At 72.7% G+C, this 17,161-nt stretch carries 12 protein-coding genes; 10 read left to right on the top strand and 2 right to left on the bottom strand.

All coding sequences use genetic code 11. The annotated features are described in order from the left end of the window. The first annotated feature begins 83 nt into the window (after window positions 1-83). Both ACFW6B_RS01030 and ACFW6B_RS01025 read left to right on the top strand, forming a co-directional pair. Window positions 84-2,471 (top strand): MMPL family transporter, encoded by a 2,388-nt coding sequence (locus ACFW6B_RS01030; protein WP_386591148.1) that lies wholly within the window; start codon window positions 84-86, stop codon window positions 2,469-2,471. A 42-nt stretch (window positions 2,472-2,513) separates the two neighbouring features. Continuing rightward, window positions 2,514-3,557: a zinc-dependent alcohol dehydrogenase family protein gene (locus ACFW6B_RS01025; protein WP_386591147.1), complete on the top strand. Its 1,044-nt coding sequence runs from the start codon at window positions 2,514-2,516 to the stop codon at window positions 3,555-3,557. Between the two features lie 101 nt (window positions 3,558-3,658). Here ACFW6B_RS01025 and ACFW6B_RS01020 read toward each other — a convergent pair whose 3' ends face one another. Both ACFW6B_RS01020 and ACFW6B_RS01015 read right to left on the bottom strand, forming a co-directional pair. Then, on the bottom strand, window positions 3,659-3,859 hold the full coding sequence (locus ACFW6B_RS01020; protein WP_386591146.1) for a helix-turn-helix transcriptional regulator: 201 nt from the start codon (window positions 3,857-3,859) through the stop codon (window positions 3,659-3,661). Window positions 3,860-4,147: 288 nt separating this feature from the next. Continuing rightward, a complete protein-coding gene (locus tag ACFW6B_RS01015) occupies window positions 4,148-5,113 on the bottom strand; it encodes a sugar phosphate isomerase/epimerase family protein (RefSeq protein ID WP_386591145.1) in 966 nt (321 codons plus the stop codon). Between the two features lie 130 nt (window positions 5,114-5,243). On the opposite strand from ACFW6B_RS01015, the gene iolC reads away from it, so the two are divergent. The 8 genes from iolC (at window position 5,244) to ACFW6B_RS00975 (ending at window position 17,004) form a co-directional block, all read left to right on the top strand. Next, window positions 5,244-6,254: a 5-dehydro-2-deoxygluconokinase gene (gene iolC / locus ACFW6B_RS01010; protein ID WP_386591144.1), complete on the top strand. Its 1,011-nt coding sequence runs from the start codon at window positions 5,244-5,246 to the stop codon at window positions 6,252-6,254. Beyond that, window positions 6,251-7,192: a deoxyribose-phosphate aldolase gene (locus ACFW6B_RS01005; RefSeq protein ID WP_386591143.1), complete on the top strand. Its 942-nt coding sequence runs from the start codon at window positions 6,251-6,253 to the stop codon at window positions 7,190-7,192. The genes iolC and ACFW6B_RS01005 overlap by 4 nt, the downstream gene beginning before the upstream one ends. 7 nt (window positions 7,193-7,199) lie before the next feature. After that, window positions 7,200-8,042: a 5-deoxy-glucuronate isomerase gene (iolB, locus tag ACFW6B_RS01000; protein ID WP_386591142.1), complete on the top strand. Its 843-nt coding sequence runs from the start codon at window positions 7,200-7,202 to the stop codon at window positions 8,040-8,042. Next, window positions 8,039-9,946 carry a 3D-(3,5/4)-trihydroxycyclohexane-1,2-dione acylhydrolase (decyclizing) gene (iolD, locus tag ACFW6B_RS00995; protein ID WP_386591141.1) on the top strand — a complete coding sequence of 636 codons (1,908 nt, stop codon included), beginning with the start codon at window positions 8,039-8,041 and terminating at the stop codon, window positions 9,944-9,946. Before iolB ends, iolD begins: the two co-directional genes overlap by 4 nt. 14 nt (window positions 9,947-9,960) lie before the next feature. Beyond that, window positions 9,961-11,463, top strand: coding sequence for a CoA-acylating methylmalonate-semialdehyde dehydrogenase (gene mmsA, locus ACFW6B_RS00990; protein ID WP_386591140.1), 1,503 nt, complete (start codon window positions 9,961-9,963; stop codon window positions 11,461-11,463). A 375-nt stretch (window positions 11,464-11,838) separates the two neighbouring features. Further along, the gene (locus ACFW6B_RS00985) at window positions 11,839-13,248 is read left to right on the top strand and encodes an APC family permease (RefSeq protein ID WP_386591139.1); all 1,410 of its coding nucleotides are present in this window, start codon (window positions 11,839-11,841) and stop codon (window positions 13,246-13,248) included. Between the two features lie 208 nt (window positions 13,249-13,456). After that, window positions 13,457-16,144: an alpha/beta fold hydrolase gene (locus ACFW6B_RS00980; RefSeq protein WP_386591138.1), complete on the top strand. Its 2,688-nt coding sequence runs from the start codon at window positions 13,457-13,459 to the stop codon at window positions 16,142-16,144. Next, the gene (locus ACFW6B_RS00975) at window positions 16,141-17,004 is read left to right on the top strand and encodes an ABC transporter permease (RefSeq protein ID WP_386591137.1); all 864 of its coding nucleotides are present in this window, start codon (window positions 16,141-16,143) and stop codon (window positions 17,002-17,004) included. The genes ACFW6B_RS00980 and ACFW6B_RS00975 overlap by 4 nt, the downstream gene beginning before the upstream one ends. Window positions 17,005-17,161 lie beyond the last annotated feature (157 nt).

Below are 17,161 nucleotides of genomic sequence, written 5' to 3'. Positions count from 1 at the left end.
TTTGCCAGTCTATTGGCAATGGGCGATCCATGATGCCTGCGCGGACGCAGGTCATCGGGTCACGGTGAAGGGGACACCGCAACATGTCCGAAGTCGACGGCGCGGACGACGGCCCCGCGGCGGGGCGCGGCGAGCGCCCGGGCGGGGGCGGGGACACGGGCGCGGGCCCGGCCTCGGACGGGGGTACGGACCGGGGTGCGGGCACGGCCTCGGACGGCGGTACGGAAGGGGGCGCGCGCCTCGGCGGCTGGACCCGGTTCGTGACCGCGCGTCCACGGCTCTCCCTGCTCGTCGCCCTCCTGCTGACCGCGCTCGCCGTGGTCGCCGGCAGCGGGGTCGCGGACCGGCTGGGCAGCGGCGGCTGGGAGGACCCGGCCGCGCAGTCCACGTACGCGACCGAGGCGCTGGAGCGGGAGTTCCCCGCCTCGCAGCCCAATCTGCTGCTCCTCCTCGACGCGGGCGAGGCGTCGGTCGACGACCCCGCGGTCGCCGCGGAGGCCGGACGGATCGCGGCACGACTGGCCGCCGAGGACGGCGTCACCGGCGTCGGCTCGTACTGGCGGTCCGGTTCCCCCGCGCTCAAGGCGCACGACGGCCACGAAGCCCTGATCGCCGCCCGGCTCACCGGCGACGAGACGGCCGCGGCCGACACCCTGGACCGCCTGGCACCTTCCTTCCGGGGCAGGAGCGGGCCCGTCGAGGTCGCGGTCGGCGGACCGGTCGCCGTACGGCACGAGATGCAGACGACCATCAAGGAGGACCTCACCCGGGCCGAGATGATCGCCCTCCCGGTGACCCTCCTGCTGCTGGTCATGGTCTTCGGCAGCGCCGTCGCGGCCCTGCTGCCGCTCGGGGTCGGGATCATCGCGATCCTCGGCACCAACGCCGTGCTGCGCGGACTCACCGAGGTCACGGACGTCTCGGTCTTCGCGATGAACCTGACGACGGCCCTCGGCCTCGGCCTCGCCATCGACTACGCCCTCTTCATCGTCCGCAGGTTCCGCGAGGAGCTGGCCGGCGGCGCCGTGCCGCGCGCCGCGATCGGTGTCACCCTGCGCACCGCGGGCCGGACCGTGCTCTTCTCCTCCCTCACGGTCGCCGTGTCGCTGGCCGCGATGCTGGTCTTCCCGCAGTACTTCCTGCGCTCCTTCGCCTACGCGGGCATCGCCGTCGTGCTGCTCGCCGCGGCCGCCGCCCTGATCCTGCTCCCCGCCGCGCTCATGCTCCTCGGCGACCGGGTGAACTCCCTCGACCTGCGGCGTCTGTTCCGGCGCGGGAAGCCGGACCCGGCCGAGGGCGGGGCCGTCTGGGGCCGCACGGCCCTGCTCGTCATGCGCAGGGCACCGCTCTTCGCGGTGGCCACCACCGCCGGCCTCGTCGTCCTCGGACTGCCCTTCCTGGGCGTGAAGTTCGGCACGGCCGACGACCGGCAGCTCCCCTCGGGCGCGGAGTCGCACATCGTCCAGCAGCACATCCGGGACGGCTTCCCCGGCAGCCCCGGCGGCACTCTGGAAGTCCTGGCGGAAGGGGGCGCCACGGCCACGGAGTACGCCCGGTACCGCGAGCGGATCGCCGCGCTGCCCGAGGTGCTGCGCGTGGACGGTCCGCTGGTCAAGGGGGACGCCGCCTACTTCTCGGTGCTGCCGAAGGGTGAGGCCGTGGACGAGGGGGCGCAGCGGCTGGTGGGCGAACTCCGGGCGGCGAAGGCTCCGTTCGACACCTCCGTGACCGGCACGGCGGCCGTCCTGGTCGACTCCAAGCACGCGATAGCCGACCGGCTCCCGTGGGCGGTCGCCTTCATCGCGGTCGTCACGCTGTTCCTGGTGTTCCTGCTGACGGGCAGTGTGCTGATCCCGGTCCAGGCGGTCCTGCTCAACGCGCTCAGTCTGACCGCGATGTTCGGCGCGGTGGTCTGGGTCTTCCAGGACGGCCACCTCTCCGGCCTCCTCGACTTCACCAGCTCCGGTTCGATCGAGACGACCCTCCCGGTCCTGATGTTCTGCGTCGCCTTCGGCCTCTCCATGGACTACGGCGTCTTCCTCCTCTCCCGGATCAAGGAGGAGTACGACAGCACCGGCGACCACCGGGAGGCGGTCCGCTTCGGACTCCAGCGCACCGGAGGACTGATCACCGCGGCCGCGGTCATCCTCGCGGTGGTGATGGTCGCCATAGGCACCTCGCGGGTGGCCAACACCAAGATGCTCGGCCTGGGCGTCGCGCTGGCCGTCCTGATGGACGCGATGGTCGTCCGCAGCCTGCTGGTCCCGGCGGTCATGCGCCTGACGGGCACGGCCACGTGGTGGGCGCCCGGACCCCTGCGGCGCTTCCACGACCGGTTCGGCCTCAGCGAGGCGGAACCACCGGCCCCGGCCCCGGCTCCGGACACGCTGTCCGAGGCGGAGCGGGTCCCGGCCGCGGAGCCGGAACCCGACACGGAGCCAGCCCGGGACACCGCTGAAGCGCGCCGCTAGCGTTCTCGCGGAAGCTGATCTCCGAGCGGAGGGCGGGAGCCGATGCGGGCGGTGGTGTTCGAGCGGTACGGGGAGCCGGCCGAGGTCCGGGAAGTGGCGGACCCGGTGCCCGCCGAGCACGGGGTGGTGGTGCGGGTCGAGGCCACGGGGCTGTGCCGCAGCGACTGGCACGGCTGGATGGGCCACGACCCGGACGTCACCCTGCCGCACGTGCCGGGCCATGAACTGGCCGGGGTGATCGAGGTGGTGGGCTCCGGGGTGCGCGGCCACCGCCCCGGCGACCGGGTCACCGTCCCGTTCGTCTGCGCCTGCGGAAGCTGTCCCGCCTGTGCGGCCGGCGACCAGCAGGTGTGCGAGCGGCAGACCCAGCCGGGGTTCACGCACTGGGGCTCCTTCGCCCAGTACGTGGCGCTCGACCACGCCGAGGTGAACCTGGTCCCGCTGCCGCCCGAGCTGTCCTTCGCGACGGCGGCCTCGCTGGGCTGCCGGTTCGCCACGGCGTTCCGCGCGGTGGTCGCGCAGGGGAGGACTGCGCCGGGGGAGTGGGTCGCGGTGCACGGCTGCGGCGGAGTGGGCCTCTCGGCGGTGATGATCGCGGCGGCCTGCGGCGCACGGGTCGTGGCCGTCGACGTGTCCGCCGCGGCGCTCGATCTGGCGCGGAGGTTCGGGGCGGCGGAGTGCGTGGACGCCTCCGTCGTGGCGGACCCGGCGCAGGCGGTCCGTGAACTGACCGGCGGGGGCGCGCACGTGTCGCTGGACGCCCTCGGGTCGCCCGGCACCTGCGCGGCCTCGGTCGACGGACTGCGCCGCCGCGGCCGGCACGTCCAGGTCGGCCTGCTGCCCTCCCCGGCCGGTGTCACCCCGGTCCCGATGGCCCGGGTGATCGCCCTCGAACTCGAACTCCTCGGCAGCCACGGGATGGCCGCCCACGCCTACCCGCCGCTGCTGGAACTGGTCCGCGCCGGGGTGCTGCGCCCCGACCTCCTCGTGACCTCCGCCGTCACGCTGGACGCCGCGCCGTCCGCGCTGGCCGCCATGGGGTCCGACCGGGGTCCGGGCGTGACGGTCATCGAGCCGTGGTCGTGAGTGCGCCGGGCCGGTCCCGGGTGACGGGGCCGGTCCGGCGCGAGGGCGACCGGGCCGGGCGGTTGCGTCGCTCCGGGTGACGTACCGCCCGGCCCGACGCGTCAGACGTCCTTGCGGCCCCGGTTTCCCGGACGGGCGGCGGCCCAGGCGCGGACGGTGTCGGCGTACCAGTAGGGCTTCTTGGCCTCGACGTGGTCGGGCGGCGGCAGCAGCCCGTGCTTGCGGTAGGACCGGACGGTGTCCGTCTGCACCCTGATGTGCGCGGCGATCTCCTTGTACGACCAGAGCCGACGGTCGGTCATGAACGGCACCTTCCCGCGCGCGCCGCGGCGGCGGCCCGGAACGGCCGTCGGGGGAGCCCGGCACTGCGCTGGTGATCACCAAGCGTGTGCCCGGTGGACGACGCAGTGTGATCTCCGGGCCGCGACCGTCGACCGGCTGTGACGGAAAACCCGCGTATACGCGACATGCGTGACACGGGAGTGTTTTTTGTGACACGGGTGATGCATGGGAGGTAGCGGGGCGCACGGAAGCCCGTCGGGCCCGGGCGCCCGGCGGGCCGGGGACCCGGGTGCCCCGGGCGGCGGGAGTCAGGCTCCGCAGGACCTCAGGTACGCCCGGGTGCGCCGGGCGATCGGCAGCGGCTTGTCCGGCGGGCACGGGTACATGTCCTGCTCGACGATCGCGAACAGCTCGACGCCGAGGTCCTGCGCGGCGGCGAGGACGGGTTCCAGCGCCGGCACCCCGGAGGGCGGTTCGCACATCACGCCGCGCGCGACCGCGGGCCCGAACGGCAGCTCCTCGTCGCGCACCCCGGCCAGCACCTCGGGATCCACCTGCTTGAGGTGGAGGTAGCCGATGCGTTCGCCGTACGTCTCGATGAGCTTGACGCTGTCGCCGCCGCAGTAGGCGTAGTGGCCCGTGTCCAGGCAGAGCGACACCAGTGAGGAGTCGGTCGCGTCGAGGAAGCGGGTGACGTTCTCCTCGCTGTCGATGTGCGTGTCGGCGTGCGGGTGGACGACGACCCTCAGCCCGTAGCGCTCGCGCACCTCGTGGGCGAGCCGCTCGGTCTGGGTGGCCAGATCGCGCCACTGGGCCGGCGTCAGCTCGCTGTCCTCCAGCACCGCGCCGGTCTTGTCGTCCCGCCAGAAGGCCGGGATGACCACGAGGTGCCCGGCGCCCACCGCCTGGGCGAGCGCCGCGATGTCCGAGACGTGCGCCCAGGTGGACTCCCACACGTCGGGCCCCCGGTGCAGTCCGGTGAAGATCGTGCCCGCCGAGACGCCGAGCCCGCGCCGGGCGGTCTCCTCCCGCAGGACGTCCGGGTCGGTGGGCAGATAGCCGTACGGGCCGAGCTCGATCCACTCGTAGCCGGATCCGGAGACCTCGTCGAGGAAGCGCCGCCAGGGGACCTGCAGGGGGTCGTCGGGGAACCAGACGCCCCAGGAGTCCGGAGCCGAACCGATCCGGATGCGCGACAGTGGGGACGGAGACGACGACTTCGGCGAAGGTCCGGGGGATGACCGGTGCGATGACTGCGGCGGCAACGACGTCATGGGCGCCAGCTTCCGGCGGCTCCCGAAAGCTGTCAAGCCATGGTCCGAATGTCTGGACAAAACGTTGACAGGGTCCCCTCGCGGGACTAGACCTGGGGGCAGCCGCAGGGACCGCGCGGAAGGGAACTCGATGGCGTACGAGCTGATCACCATGGGGCGGATCGGTGTGGACCTCTACCCGCTGCAGACGGGGGTCCCGCTGTCCCGGGTGACCTCCTTCGGCAAGTTCCTCGGCGGCTCGGCGGCCAACGTCGCGGTGGCGGCCGCGCGGCTCGGACGGCGTACGGCCGTCGTCACCCGGACGGGTGAGGATCCCTTCGGGACCTATCTGCACGAGGCGCTGCGCGGCTTCGGCGTCGACGACCGCTGGGTCACCGCGGTCCCGGGACTGCCGACCCCGGTCACCTTCTGCGAGATCTTCCCGCCGGACGACTTCCCGCTGTACTTCTACCGGGAGCCCAAAGCCCCCGACCTGGAGATCGGCGCCCATGAACTCGACCTCGACGCCGTGCGCGACGCCCGCGTCTTCTGGGTGACGGGCACCGGACTGAGCGCCGAGCCCAGCCGCACGGCCACCCTCACCGCCCTGGCCCACCGCGCCCGCTCCGGTACGACGGTCTTCGACCTCGACTGGCGCCCCACGTTCTGGAAAAACGCAGCCTGGAAAAACGCAGCCCGGAAAGGCGCGGCCCAAAAAGACGCTGCCCAGGAGGGCCCCGCCTTCGCGCGCCCCTTCTACGCGGAGGCCCTGCGCCACGCCACCGTCGCCGTCGGCAACCTCGACGAGGTCGAGGTCGCCACGGGAGAACGCGAGCCGCACGCCGCGGCCGCCGCCCTCCTCGACGCCGGCGTCGAGCTCGCCGTGGTGAAACAGGGCCCCAAGGGCGTCCTCGCCGTCCACCGCGACGGCACCACGGCCGAGGTCCCGCCCCTGCCGGTCGAGGTCCTCAACGGCCTCGGCGCCGGCGACGCGTTCGGCGGCGCCCTCTGCCACGGACTGCTCGCCGGCTGGGACCTGGAGAAGACCGTGCGTCACGCGAACGCGGCGGGCGCCATCGTCGCCTCCCGGCTGGAGTGCTCCTCCGCGATGCCCACCCCGCACGAGATCGAGCGGACCCTCGCCGCCGGAGCCGTGCGGTGAGGGCGGGCCATGTCCGGGGGGTCCGCCCCGAACAGGGCGGCGACGGGCCCGCGTCCGCGCGCGTCGACGTCTCCGCGCTCGTCCGCACCCGCGCCCGCCGGCCGGAGGCGATCGCGGAGGCCGCCGCCCGGCGGGTGCGGCGGCCCCTGGTCGACGGCTCGGGGCGGTTGATGATCGTGGCCGCGGACCATCCGGCACGCGGCGTGCTGGCCGTCGGCGACCGGAAACTGGCCATGGCGGGGCGCGCCGATCTGCTGGAGCGCCTGTGCGTCGCGCTCTCCCGCCCCGGCGTCGACGGCGTGCTCGCCACCGCCGACGTCCTGGACGACCTGCTGCTGCTCGGCGTCCTCGACGGCAAGGTGGTCATCGGGTCGATGAACCGGGGCGGCCTCGCGGGCTCCGCCTTCGAGCTGGACGACCGGTTCACCGGCCACCGTCCGAGGGACATCGAACGGCTCGGCTTCGACGCGGGCAAACTGCTGCTGCGCATCGACTACGACGACCCCGGTTCGCTGCGCACCCTGGAGTCCGCCGCCCGCGTGATCGACGACATGGCCGAACGGCGACTCCCGGTCTTCGTCGAACCGTTCCTCTGCCGTCGCCGGGAGGACGGCACCCTGCGCAACGATCTGAGCGCCGAGGCCGTCACCAGGTCCCTCGCCATCGCCGGCGGCCTGGGCGGCAGTTCGGCGTACACCTGGCTGAAGGTCCCCGTCACCGAGAACCCCGACGACATGGCCCGCGTCATGGAGACCTCCACGCTGCCCGCCGTCCTGCTCGGCGGCGATGTCGGCGAGGACCAGGAGGGCGCGTACGAGAAATGGCGCGGGGCGCTCCGACTCCCCACCGTGCAGGGCCTGGTGGTGGGCCGTTCGCTGCTGTACCCCGCGGACGGCGACGTCGCCGCGGCCGTGGACACCGCCGTAGGACTTCTGTGAGGGCCGCATGAGTCGTCCGAGCCATGAGCTGCACGTGCCCGCGGGTACCACCGCGGACGCCTACTACGCCCTCGACATCGACCCCGAACGGGCCGGCTGGACCCACAGCAGCCTGCGGATCGTGGAGCTGGCGCCCGGTGGCACCCACACGTTCACCACCGGGGACAGCGAGTGGATCGTGCTCCCGCTCGGCGGCGGCTGCACGGTGCGCACCAAAGACGGCACTGAAGAGGAGGAGTTCCAACTCCTGGGCAGGCGGAGCGTGTTCGACGGAGTCTCCGACTTCGCGTACGTTCCCCGTGAGGCCCGGGCCCAGATCGCCTCCGGCGCGGGAGGCCGCTTCGCCCTGGCAGGAGCGAAGTGCGAGCGCCGACTCCCCGCCCGCTACGGCCCCGCGCCGGAGGTTCCCGTCGAAGACCGCGGCAGCGGCACCTGCGCCCGCCAGGTGCGCAACTTCGCCGCCGCGGACGTCTTCGACTGCGACAGGCTCATCGCCGTGGAGGTGGTCACCCCCGGCGGCAACTGGTCCTCGTACCCGCCGCACAAGCACGACGAACACCTCCCCGGCGTCGAGTCCCTGCTGGAGGAGATCTACTACTTCGAGATCGAGGGGCCGGACGGTTTCGGCTACCAGCGGGTGTCCCCTTCCCGCGAGGGAGGTTCGGACGTCCTCGCCGAGGTCCGCACCGGCGACGCCGTCCTCGTGCCCGACGGATGGCACGGCCCGTCCGTCGCCCAGCCGGGACACGCCATGTACTACCTGAACGTCATGGCGGGGCCGGGGCGGGAGCGGGAGTGGCGGATCCGGTTCCACCCGGAACACGCGAAGAGCACGGGGGGATACCGATGACCTCGACGACGAGGCTGACGGTCGCGCAGGCGCTGGTGCGGTTCCTGGCCGCCCAGTACACCGAACGGGACGGCGCGCGCCGCCGGCTGATCGGCGCCGTCTGGGGCATCTTCGGGCACGGGAACGTCGCCGGGATCGGCCAGGCGCTCCTGGAGCACTCCACGGTGCCCGCCGGGGGGACGCACCCCGTGATGCCGTTCCACCAGGGGCGCAACGAACAGGCCATGGTGCACGCGGCCGTCGGCTACGCCCGTCAGTGCGGCCGGCTCTCCGCGCACGCCGTGACCACCTCCATCGGGCCCGGCGCCACCAACCTCGTCACCGGCGCCGCGCTCGCCACCGTCAACCACCTTCCGGTGCTGCTGCTGCCCGGCGACGTCTTCGCGGCCCGCCCCGCCGACCCGGTGCTCCAGCAGCTGGAGGTCCCCTTCGCCGGGGACGTGTCGGTCAACGACTGTCTGCGCCCGGTGTCGAGGTACTTCGACCGGATCACCCGCCCCGAGGCGCTGATCCCGGCGGCGCTCCAGGCGATGCGCGTGCTCACCGACCCCGTCGACACCGGCGCCGTCACGCTCGCGCTGCCCCAGGACGTACAGGCGGAGGCGTACGACTGGCCCGAGGAGTTCTTCGCCGAGCGGACCTGGACCGTACGGCGCCAGGCGCCCGACGCCGGTGAGCTGGCCCGCGCCGTCGCGGCGGTCCGCGGGGCCCGGCGCCCGCTGATCGTCGCGGGCGGCGGTGTCCACCACAGCCGTGCCGAGGAGGCGCTCGCCGACCTCGCCTCGGCCACCCGCATCCCCGTCGCCTCCACCCAGGCGGGCAAGGGCTCGCTCCGCTGGGACCACCCCCAGGACGTCGGCGGCATCGGGCACACCGGCACGGCGACCGCCGACGACCTCGCCCGCACCGCCGACCTGGTGATCGGGGTCGGCACCCGCTACACCGACTTCACCACCGCCTCGGGCACGCTGTTCGCGGCCCCGGGCGTCCGTTTCGTCAACCTCAACATCGCCGCGTACGACGGTCACAAGCTCGCGGGCTCCCCGCTGATCGCCGACGCCCGCGCCGGTCTCCAGGCGCTCGCCGGGGCGCTGCTGGAACACCGCCACCGCGCGGATCCCGCGTACGTCACCGAGTACACGGAAGGGAAGGAGCGCTGGGAGTACCGCGTCGACGCGGCCTACGAGGTGCACGACACCGCTGTCCGGCCCACCCAGACACAGGTCCTCGGCGTCCTCGACGAACTGGTCACCGAGGACGACATCCTGATCAACGCGGCCGGCTCGCTCCCCGGTGACCTGCACAAACTGTGGCGGGCGCGGTCGCGGGACCAGTACCACGTCGAGTACGGCTACTCGTGCATGGGCTACGAGATCCCGGCCGCGATCGGCGTGCGGATGGCGGCCCCGGACCGGCCGGTGTGGGCGCTGGTCGGTGACGGCACGTACCTGATGATGCCGACCGAGATCGTCACCGCCGTTCAGGAGGGCGTCGCGATCAAGGTGGTCGTCCTCCAGAACCACGGGTACGCGTCCATCGGCGGGCTCTCGGAGTCCGTGGGCGGCGAGCGGTACGGCACGGCGTACCGCCGTCTGGCCGCGGACCGTACGTACACGGGGGTGCCGCTGCCGGTGGACCTCGCGGCCAACGCGGCCAGTCTGGGTATGCGGGTCCTGCGCGCGGGAACCGTGCGCGACCTGCGGGCGGCCCTGGCCGAGGCGCGCGGGGCGGACACTCCCACTTGTGTCTACGTGGAGACCGAAACGGCAGACACAGTGTCGGGCGCGCCCCCGGCCCAGGCCTGGTGGGATGTACCCGTGGCCGAGACCGCGACCCGACCGTCGGCGGTCAAGGCCCGCGAGGAGTACGACCGGCACGTCGCCGCCCGACGACGCCATCTGTGAAGGAGTGCATGGCCATGACGAAGACCGTCGACCACTGGATCGGTGGCAAGTCCGTCGAGGGGGCGTCGGGTGCGTACGGGCCGGTCACCGACCCGGCGACCGGCGCCGTGACCAGCAGGGTCGCGTTCGCGAGCGTCGAGGAGGTCGACGCCGCGGTCGCCGCCGCGAAGGACGCGTACGCCACCTGGGGGACCTCGTCGCTGGCCAGGCGGACCGCGGTCCTCTTCAAGTTCCGCGCGCTGCTCGACGCCCACCGGGACGAGATCGCCGCGCTGATCACCGCCGAGCACGGCAAGGTGCACTCGGACGCGCTCGGCGAGGTCGCGCGCGGTCTGGAGATCGTCGAGCTGGCCTGCGGGATCACCACGCAGCTCAAGGGCGAGCTGTCGACCGAGGTGGCCTCCCGGGTCGACGTGTCCTCGATCCGCCAGCCGCTGGGCGTCGTCGCGGGCATCACGCCGTTCAACTTCCCGGCGATGGTCCCGATGTGGATGTTCCCGATCGCCATCGCCTGCGGCAACACCTTCGTCCTCAAGCCCTCGGAGAAGGACCCGTCGGCCGCGATGAAGCTCGCCGAGCTGCTGGCCGAGGCGGGCCTGCCCGACGGTGTCTTCAACGTCGTGCACGGTGACAAGGTGGCCGTCGACCGGCTCCTGGAGCACCCGGACGTCGCCGCGGTGTCCTTCGTGGGTTCGACGCCGATCGCCCGCTACATCCACACCACCGCCGCCGCGAACCACAAGCGGGTCCAGGCGCTCGGCGGTGCCAAGAACCACATGCTGGTGCTGCCGGACGCCGACCTGGACGCCGCGGCCGACGCCGCCGTCTCGGCCGCGTACGGCTCGGCCGGCGAGCGCTGCATGGCGATCTCCGCGGTGGTGGCGGTCGGCTCCGTCGGCGACGAGCTGGTGGCGAAGATCCGCGAGCGCGCCGAGAAGATCAAGATCGGTCCCGGCACCGACCCGGCCTCCGAGATGGGCCCGCTCATCACGGCCGTCCACCGCGACAAGGTGGCCTCCTACGTGAAGGGCGCCGCCGACCAGGGCTGCGAGGTCGTCCTCGACGGCACGGGCTACACGGTCGAGGGCTACGAGGACGGCCACTGGATCGGCCTCTCGCTCCTGGACCGGGTGCCGGTGACGGCGGACGCGTACAAGGACGAGATCTTCGGCCCGGTGCTGTGCGTGCTGCGCGTGGACACCTACGACGAGGGCGTGGCGCTGATCAACGCCTCCCCCTTCGGCAACGGCACCGCGATCTTCACCCGGGACGGCGGCGCCGCCCGCCGCTTCCAGCTGGAGATCGAGGCGGGCATGGTCGGCGTGAACGTGCCGATCCCGGTGCCGGTCGGCTACCACTCCTTCGGCGGCTGGAAGGACTCCCTGTTCGGGGACCACCACATCTACGGCAACGACGGCACGCACTTCTACACCCGCGGCAAGGTCGTCACCACCCGCTGGCCGGACCCCTCGGAGGCGCCCGCGGGCGTCGACCTGGGCTTCCCGCGCAACCACTGAGACCCGCCCGCACGACCCCGTCGAGCCGTCCGCATAGCGGACGGCTCGACGTTTTTTTGATGCTCCCGCAACGATTCCCGTTCATGGGGATCAACCGGGTGACGCAGGTGCCTGGATTTATTGACCTTTGAAAGCAAGGTCATTACCGGCAAGATCTTGATGATTGCGACATGAAGGCTTTGTATCCTGGGAAATCAATGTGAAGTGCGTCGCTCCGGTCTTGCGGATTCCGTAGGTAAACGGCTATTGACGCCACGGTTTCCGTCAAGGTTCCATCGGCGCGGGAGCGGACGAGAACGAAGAACGACACGAGCCGCCGGAGGCGATATCGCTCCCGCTCGAACACCTGACGCACGAGTCGATCGGAACCGCTTCATGACCGACACGCTCCGCCCCGTCGAGACCGCCGTCCTGGACGCGGCCCCGACGGAGACCGGGAACCCCAAGACACTCAAGCGTTCCATCGGCGTCGTCGGCGGCACCCTGCTGACGCTGTCCTGCGTGACCCCGGCCTCGACGCTGTTCGTGGTCATACCCGACCTCTTCGGCTCGCTCGGCACCGCGACCGCCCTCACGATCGCGATCGGCTCGCTGCTCTGCGTCGCCGTGGCGTTCTGCTACTCCGAGCTGGGCACCCTCATCCCCAGCGCGGGCGGCGAGTACGCCATGGTCTCGACGATGGCCGGACGGCTCGCGGGCTGGCTGGTCTTCGTGATGTCCCTGCTGGTGGTCATGATCGTCCCGCCCGTGATCGCCATGGGCACCGCCGACTACCTCGCGCCGATCGTGCACCTCGACCCCGCGATGACCGGTGCCGGCGTGATGCTGCTCGCCACTCTCGCGGGCCTGCTCGACCTGCGCGCCAACGCCTGGATCACCGGCATCTTCCTGGTCCTCGAAGTCGTCGCCGCCGGTGTCGTGGCCCTGCTCGGCTTCACCCACGCCCACCGCGGCCTCGGCAGCCTCACCTCGATGCAGGTCGCCGGCGCCGAAGGACACACCGACCCCGTGACGGCCATGCTCGTCATCTCCGGGCTCGCCATCGCCCTCTTCGCCACCCAGGGCTTCTCGACCGCCGTCTACCTCTCCGAGGAACTGGAGAACCCGCGCCGCAACGTCGCCCGCACGGTCCTCGCGACCCTCGCCATCTCCACGGTCGTCATCCTGGTCCCGGTCGTCGCCATCACCATGGGCGCCTCCGACATCGCGGAGCTCACCGGCGGCGACATCAGCAGCATGGTCACCGCCTGGTCCAACTCGGCCGTCGGCACCTTCGTCAGCCTCTGCGTCGCCCTCGCGATCATCAACGCGGGCATCGTCATGGTCATCCAGAACTCGCGCGTCCTGTTCGCCTCGGCCCGCGACAAGGCGTGGCCCGAGCCGGTCAACAACGGCCTGTCCAGGCTCGGCCGGTTCGGCTCCCCCTGGGTCGCCACCCTCCTGGTGGGCGTCCCCGGCGCCGGCCTCTGCTTCGTCAACCTCGACACCCTCTACGGCGTCACGGGCGTCTCGGTGACGGCCATGTACCTGCTCGTCGCGGTCGCCGCCCTGCTCGCCCGGCGCGGCCACCACCGCCACACCGCCGCCTGGCGGATGCCGCTGTGGCCCGCGGTGCCGGTCCTGCTGATCGTCGTCCTCGCCTACGTCCTCACCCAGCAGGAGACCGAGTACCTGCTGTGGACCGGCGGCATCACCGCCGTCGCCACCCTGTACTGGGCCTTCTACCTGCGCCCGCGCCGCGACACCCGCTGGCTGGTGTCGATCCCGGAGGACGCGCAGGCGTAACCGCCGCGTCCGGCCCGGCGGGTTTCCCCCGCCTGCTCCGCCGCCGCAGGGGAACGGTCCCGCGACCGCTCCCCGACGGCGGCGGAGCCGTTCCACGGGGCGTACCGCGGACGCGGTACGCACGACCCCCGCCGTACTCCCGTGGGAGGGGTGCCGGTTCAGCCCGGCGGCTGCTCCCGTCGTCGGCGGGCACCCGTACCGTTGAGCCATGGATCTTCGACTGCCCCGGCCGCGCGGGCCGCGCCGGGGGCCTCTCGCCGCTCGCACGACGGCGCGGGCCCGCGGGAGACTGGCGGCCGCCGCCGCGGCCCTCGTGGTACTCGCCGGCGCGGGCACCTGGACGGCCGTCGCCGACGACGACGCGCCCGCCGTCCACCGCAGCGACCGCGTCATGGCCATGAGTGGTGGAGTGCGCCTCGACACCTCGTACTTCACCGAGGGCCCCTCCTCGCACCGCCGCCCCGCCGTCCTCCTCGCGCACGGCTTCGGCGGCAGCAAGGCGGACGTCCGCGACGAGGCGGAGGAACTCGCCCGCGACGGATACGCGGTCCTGACCTGGTCGGCGCGCGGCTTCGGCAGGTCCACCGGACGGATCGGACTGAACGCCCCCGAGGGCGAGGTCGCCGACGTCTCCCGGCTCCTCGACTGGCTCGCCCGGCGCCCCGAGGTCCGGCTCGACAAGGGCGGCGACCCGCGCGTCGGTGTGGCGGGCGCCTCGTACGGCGGGGCGATCTCCCTGCTCGCCGCCGCGAACGACCCGCGCGTCGACGCCGTCGCCCCCTCGATCACGTACTGGAACCTCGCGGACGCCCTGTTCCCGAACGGCGTCTTCAAGAAGCTCTGGGCGGGGATCTTCATCAACTCCGGCGGCGGCTGCGCCCGCTTCGAGCCCGAGCTGTGCGCCATGTACAACCGGGTCGCGGAGTCCGGGAAGCCCGACGCGGCGGCGACGGAACTCCTCCGGGAACGCAGCCCCTCCGCCGTCGGCGACCGCATCAAGGTCCCCACCCTCATCACCCAGGGCCAGTCCGACTCCCTCTTCCCGCTCGGCCAGGCCGACGCGACGGCCCGGGCGATCAAGGCGAACGGCGCTCCCGTCGACGTCGACTGGATCGCCGGCGGACACGACGGCGGCGACATGGAGACGGAGCGCGTCACCTCCCGCGTCGTCTCCTGGTTCGACCGCTACCTGAAGGACGACAAGAGCGCCGACACCGGCCCCGCCTTCCGCGTCACCCGCACCGGAGGCGTCGACTCCACCGACGGCGCCGCCACGCTGCGCGGCGCGAGCTCGGACACCTACCCCGGACTGGACAGCGGCCGCCGCACCATCGCCCTGACCGGCCGCGAGCAGCGCTTCCAGAACCCGGCCGGCTCCAGCCCGCCCGCCATCTCGGCCCTGCCCGGACTCGGCGGCTCCGGCGGCCTCGCCCAGCTCTCGAGCCTCGGCGTCGGCGTCTCCCTCGACTTCCCCGGCCAGTACGCCCGCTTCGAGTCCGCGCCCTTCCGGGACGACCTGCGGATCACCGGCTCGCCGACCGTCACCGTGCACGTCGAGTCCAGCACCGACGAAGCGGTCCTCTTCGGCAAGGTGTACGACGTCGGCCCCGGCGGCACCCGGCAGGTCCTGCCCTCCCAGCTCGTCACCCCCGTCCGCGTCGAGGGCGCGAAGAACGGCAAGGACGTGTCCCTGGCCCTTCCCGCCATCGACCACGCCGTCCAGAAGGGCCACCGGCTGCGCCTGGTCCTCGCCTCGACCGACCTCGGCTACGCCTCCCCGGCGGCCCCGGCCACGTACACCGTGTCGCTCACGAGCGGCGGCCTCCAGGTGCCCACGGCCCCCGCGGTGAAGACCGCCGCCGCGCCGCTGCCCTCCTGGGTGTGGTGGCTGCCGCTCGCCGCCGTCCTCGCCGCCGTCGCACTGCTGGTGACCGGCCGCCGCCGCACGAGCACCCCGGCACCCGACCCCGCACTCGCCGACGTCCCGCTCCAGATCACCGGCCTGAGCAAGCGCTACGCCGGGTCCACCGACCGGTACGCGGTACGGGAGCTCTCGTTCCGCGTGGAGAAGGGCCAGGTCCTCGGCCTGCTCGGGCCGAACGGCGCCGGCAAGACCACCACCCTGCGCATGCTCATGGGCCTCATCAAGCCCGACGACGGCGAGATCCACGTCTTCGGGCACGCGGTCCGCCCCGGCGCGCCCGTCCTCTCCCGCGTCGGAGCCTTCGTCGAGGGCGCGGGCTTCCTCCCGCACCTGTCCGGCCGCGAGAACCTGGAGCTGTACTGGCGGGCCACTGGCCGTCCTCCCGAGGACGCCCACATGGAGGAGGCCCTGGAGATCGCCGGCCTGGGCGAAGCGCTCGCCCGCGCGGTGCGCACCTACTCCCAGGGCATGCGCCAGCGCCTCGCCATCGCCCAGGCCATGCTCGGCCTCCCGGACCTGCTGATCCTCGACGAACCCACCAACGGCCTCGACCCGCCCCAGATCCGCGAGATGCGCCAGGTGATGATCCGCTACGCCGCCGCGGGCCGCACGGTCATCGTCTCCAGCCATCTCCTCGCCGAGGTCGAGCAGTCCTGCACCCACCTCGTCGTCATGGACCGCGGCAGACTCGTCCAGGCCGGCCCGGTCTCCGAGATCGTCGGCTCCGGCGACACCCTGCTCGTCGGCACCGCGACACCCGTCGACGCGCCGGTCGTGGAGAAGGTGGGCGCACTGCCCGGCGTCCTGTCGGCCGTCGCGGCCGAGGGCGGACTCCTGGTCCGCCTCGACACCGGCGGCAGCGCACAACGCCTGGTCGTGGAACTCGTACGCCTCGAAGTACCGGTGGCGTCGGTGGGCCCCCACCGCCGCCTGGAAGACGCGTTCCTCACCCTGATCGGAGGATCCGCATGAGCACGCTCCTGGAGCGGACCGAGGCGGCCGACGGGTACCGGGCGCGCCGCACCCTGCCGTTGCGCGTCGAACTCGCCCGCCAGTTCAAGCGCCGCCGCACCCTGGTGATGGGGGCGGTCCTCGCGGCCCTGCCCTTCGTCCTGCTCGTCGCCTTCGCGATCGGCGGACAGCCCGGCGGACGCAACGACCGGATCACCCTGATGGACACGGCCACCGCGTCCGGCGCCAACTTCGCCGCGGTGAACCTGTTCGTGTCGGCGGGCTTCCTCCTGGTGATCCCGGTCGCGCTGTTCTGCGGCGACACCGTCGCCTCCGAGGCGAGCTGGTCCTCCCTGCGCTACCTGCTGGCGGCACCCGTGCCCAGAGCCCGGCTGCTGTGGTCCAAGCTCACCGTCGCGCTCGGCCTCAGCCTCGCGGCGATGGTCCTGCTGCCGGTCGTCGCGCTCGCCGTGGGCACCGCCGCCTACGGCTGGGGGCCCCTGGAGATCCCCACCGGCGGCGCGCTCTCCGCGTCCACCGCCGCCCAGCGGCTGCTCGCGGTGATCGCGTACGTCTTCGTGTCCCAACTGGTCACCGCCGGGCTCGCGTTCTGGCTGTCGACGAAGACGGACGCCCCGCTCGGCGCGGTCGGTGGCGCGGTCGGCCTGACCATCGTGGGCAACGTCCTGGACGCGGTCACCGCGCTCGGCCACTGGCGCGACTTCCTGCCCGCCCACTGGCAGTTCGCCTGGGCCGACGCCATCCAGCCGACACCGGAATGGGGAGGAATGATCCAGGGCGCGGCGATCTCCGTGACCTACGCGCTCGTCCTGTTCGCCCTGGCCTTCCGGGGTTTCCGGCGCAAGGACATCGTGTCCTAGGGCCGGGCGGAGTCCTAGGGCCGGGCGGACAGGAATTGTCAGACAGGCCTTGGATATCCGGAAGATCACCGACCGGTCTCGACGACCCCTCACCGTGGCCGCTTCGCAATCCTTCCGCAACCGGTCCGAGCGCACGTCACGGCCCCCTCGGCCGTCA

Source organism: Streptomyces sp. NPDC058751 (assembly GCF_042746485.1).
Taxonomy (GTDB): Bacteria; Actinomycetota; Actinomycetes; order Streptomycetales; family Streptomycetaceae; genus Streptomyces.
Note: the sequence above shows the minus strand (reverse complement) of the source record. Positions and strands in the feature narration are given on the sequence as shown.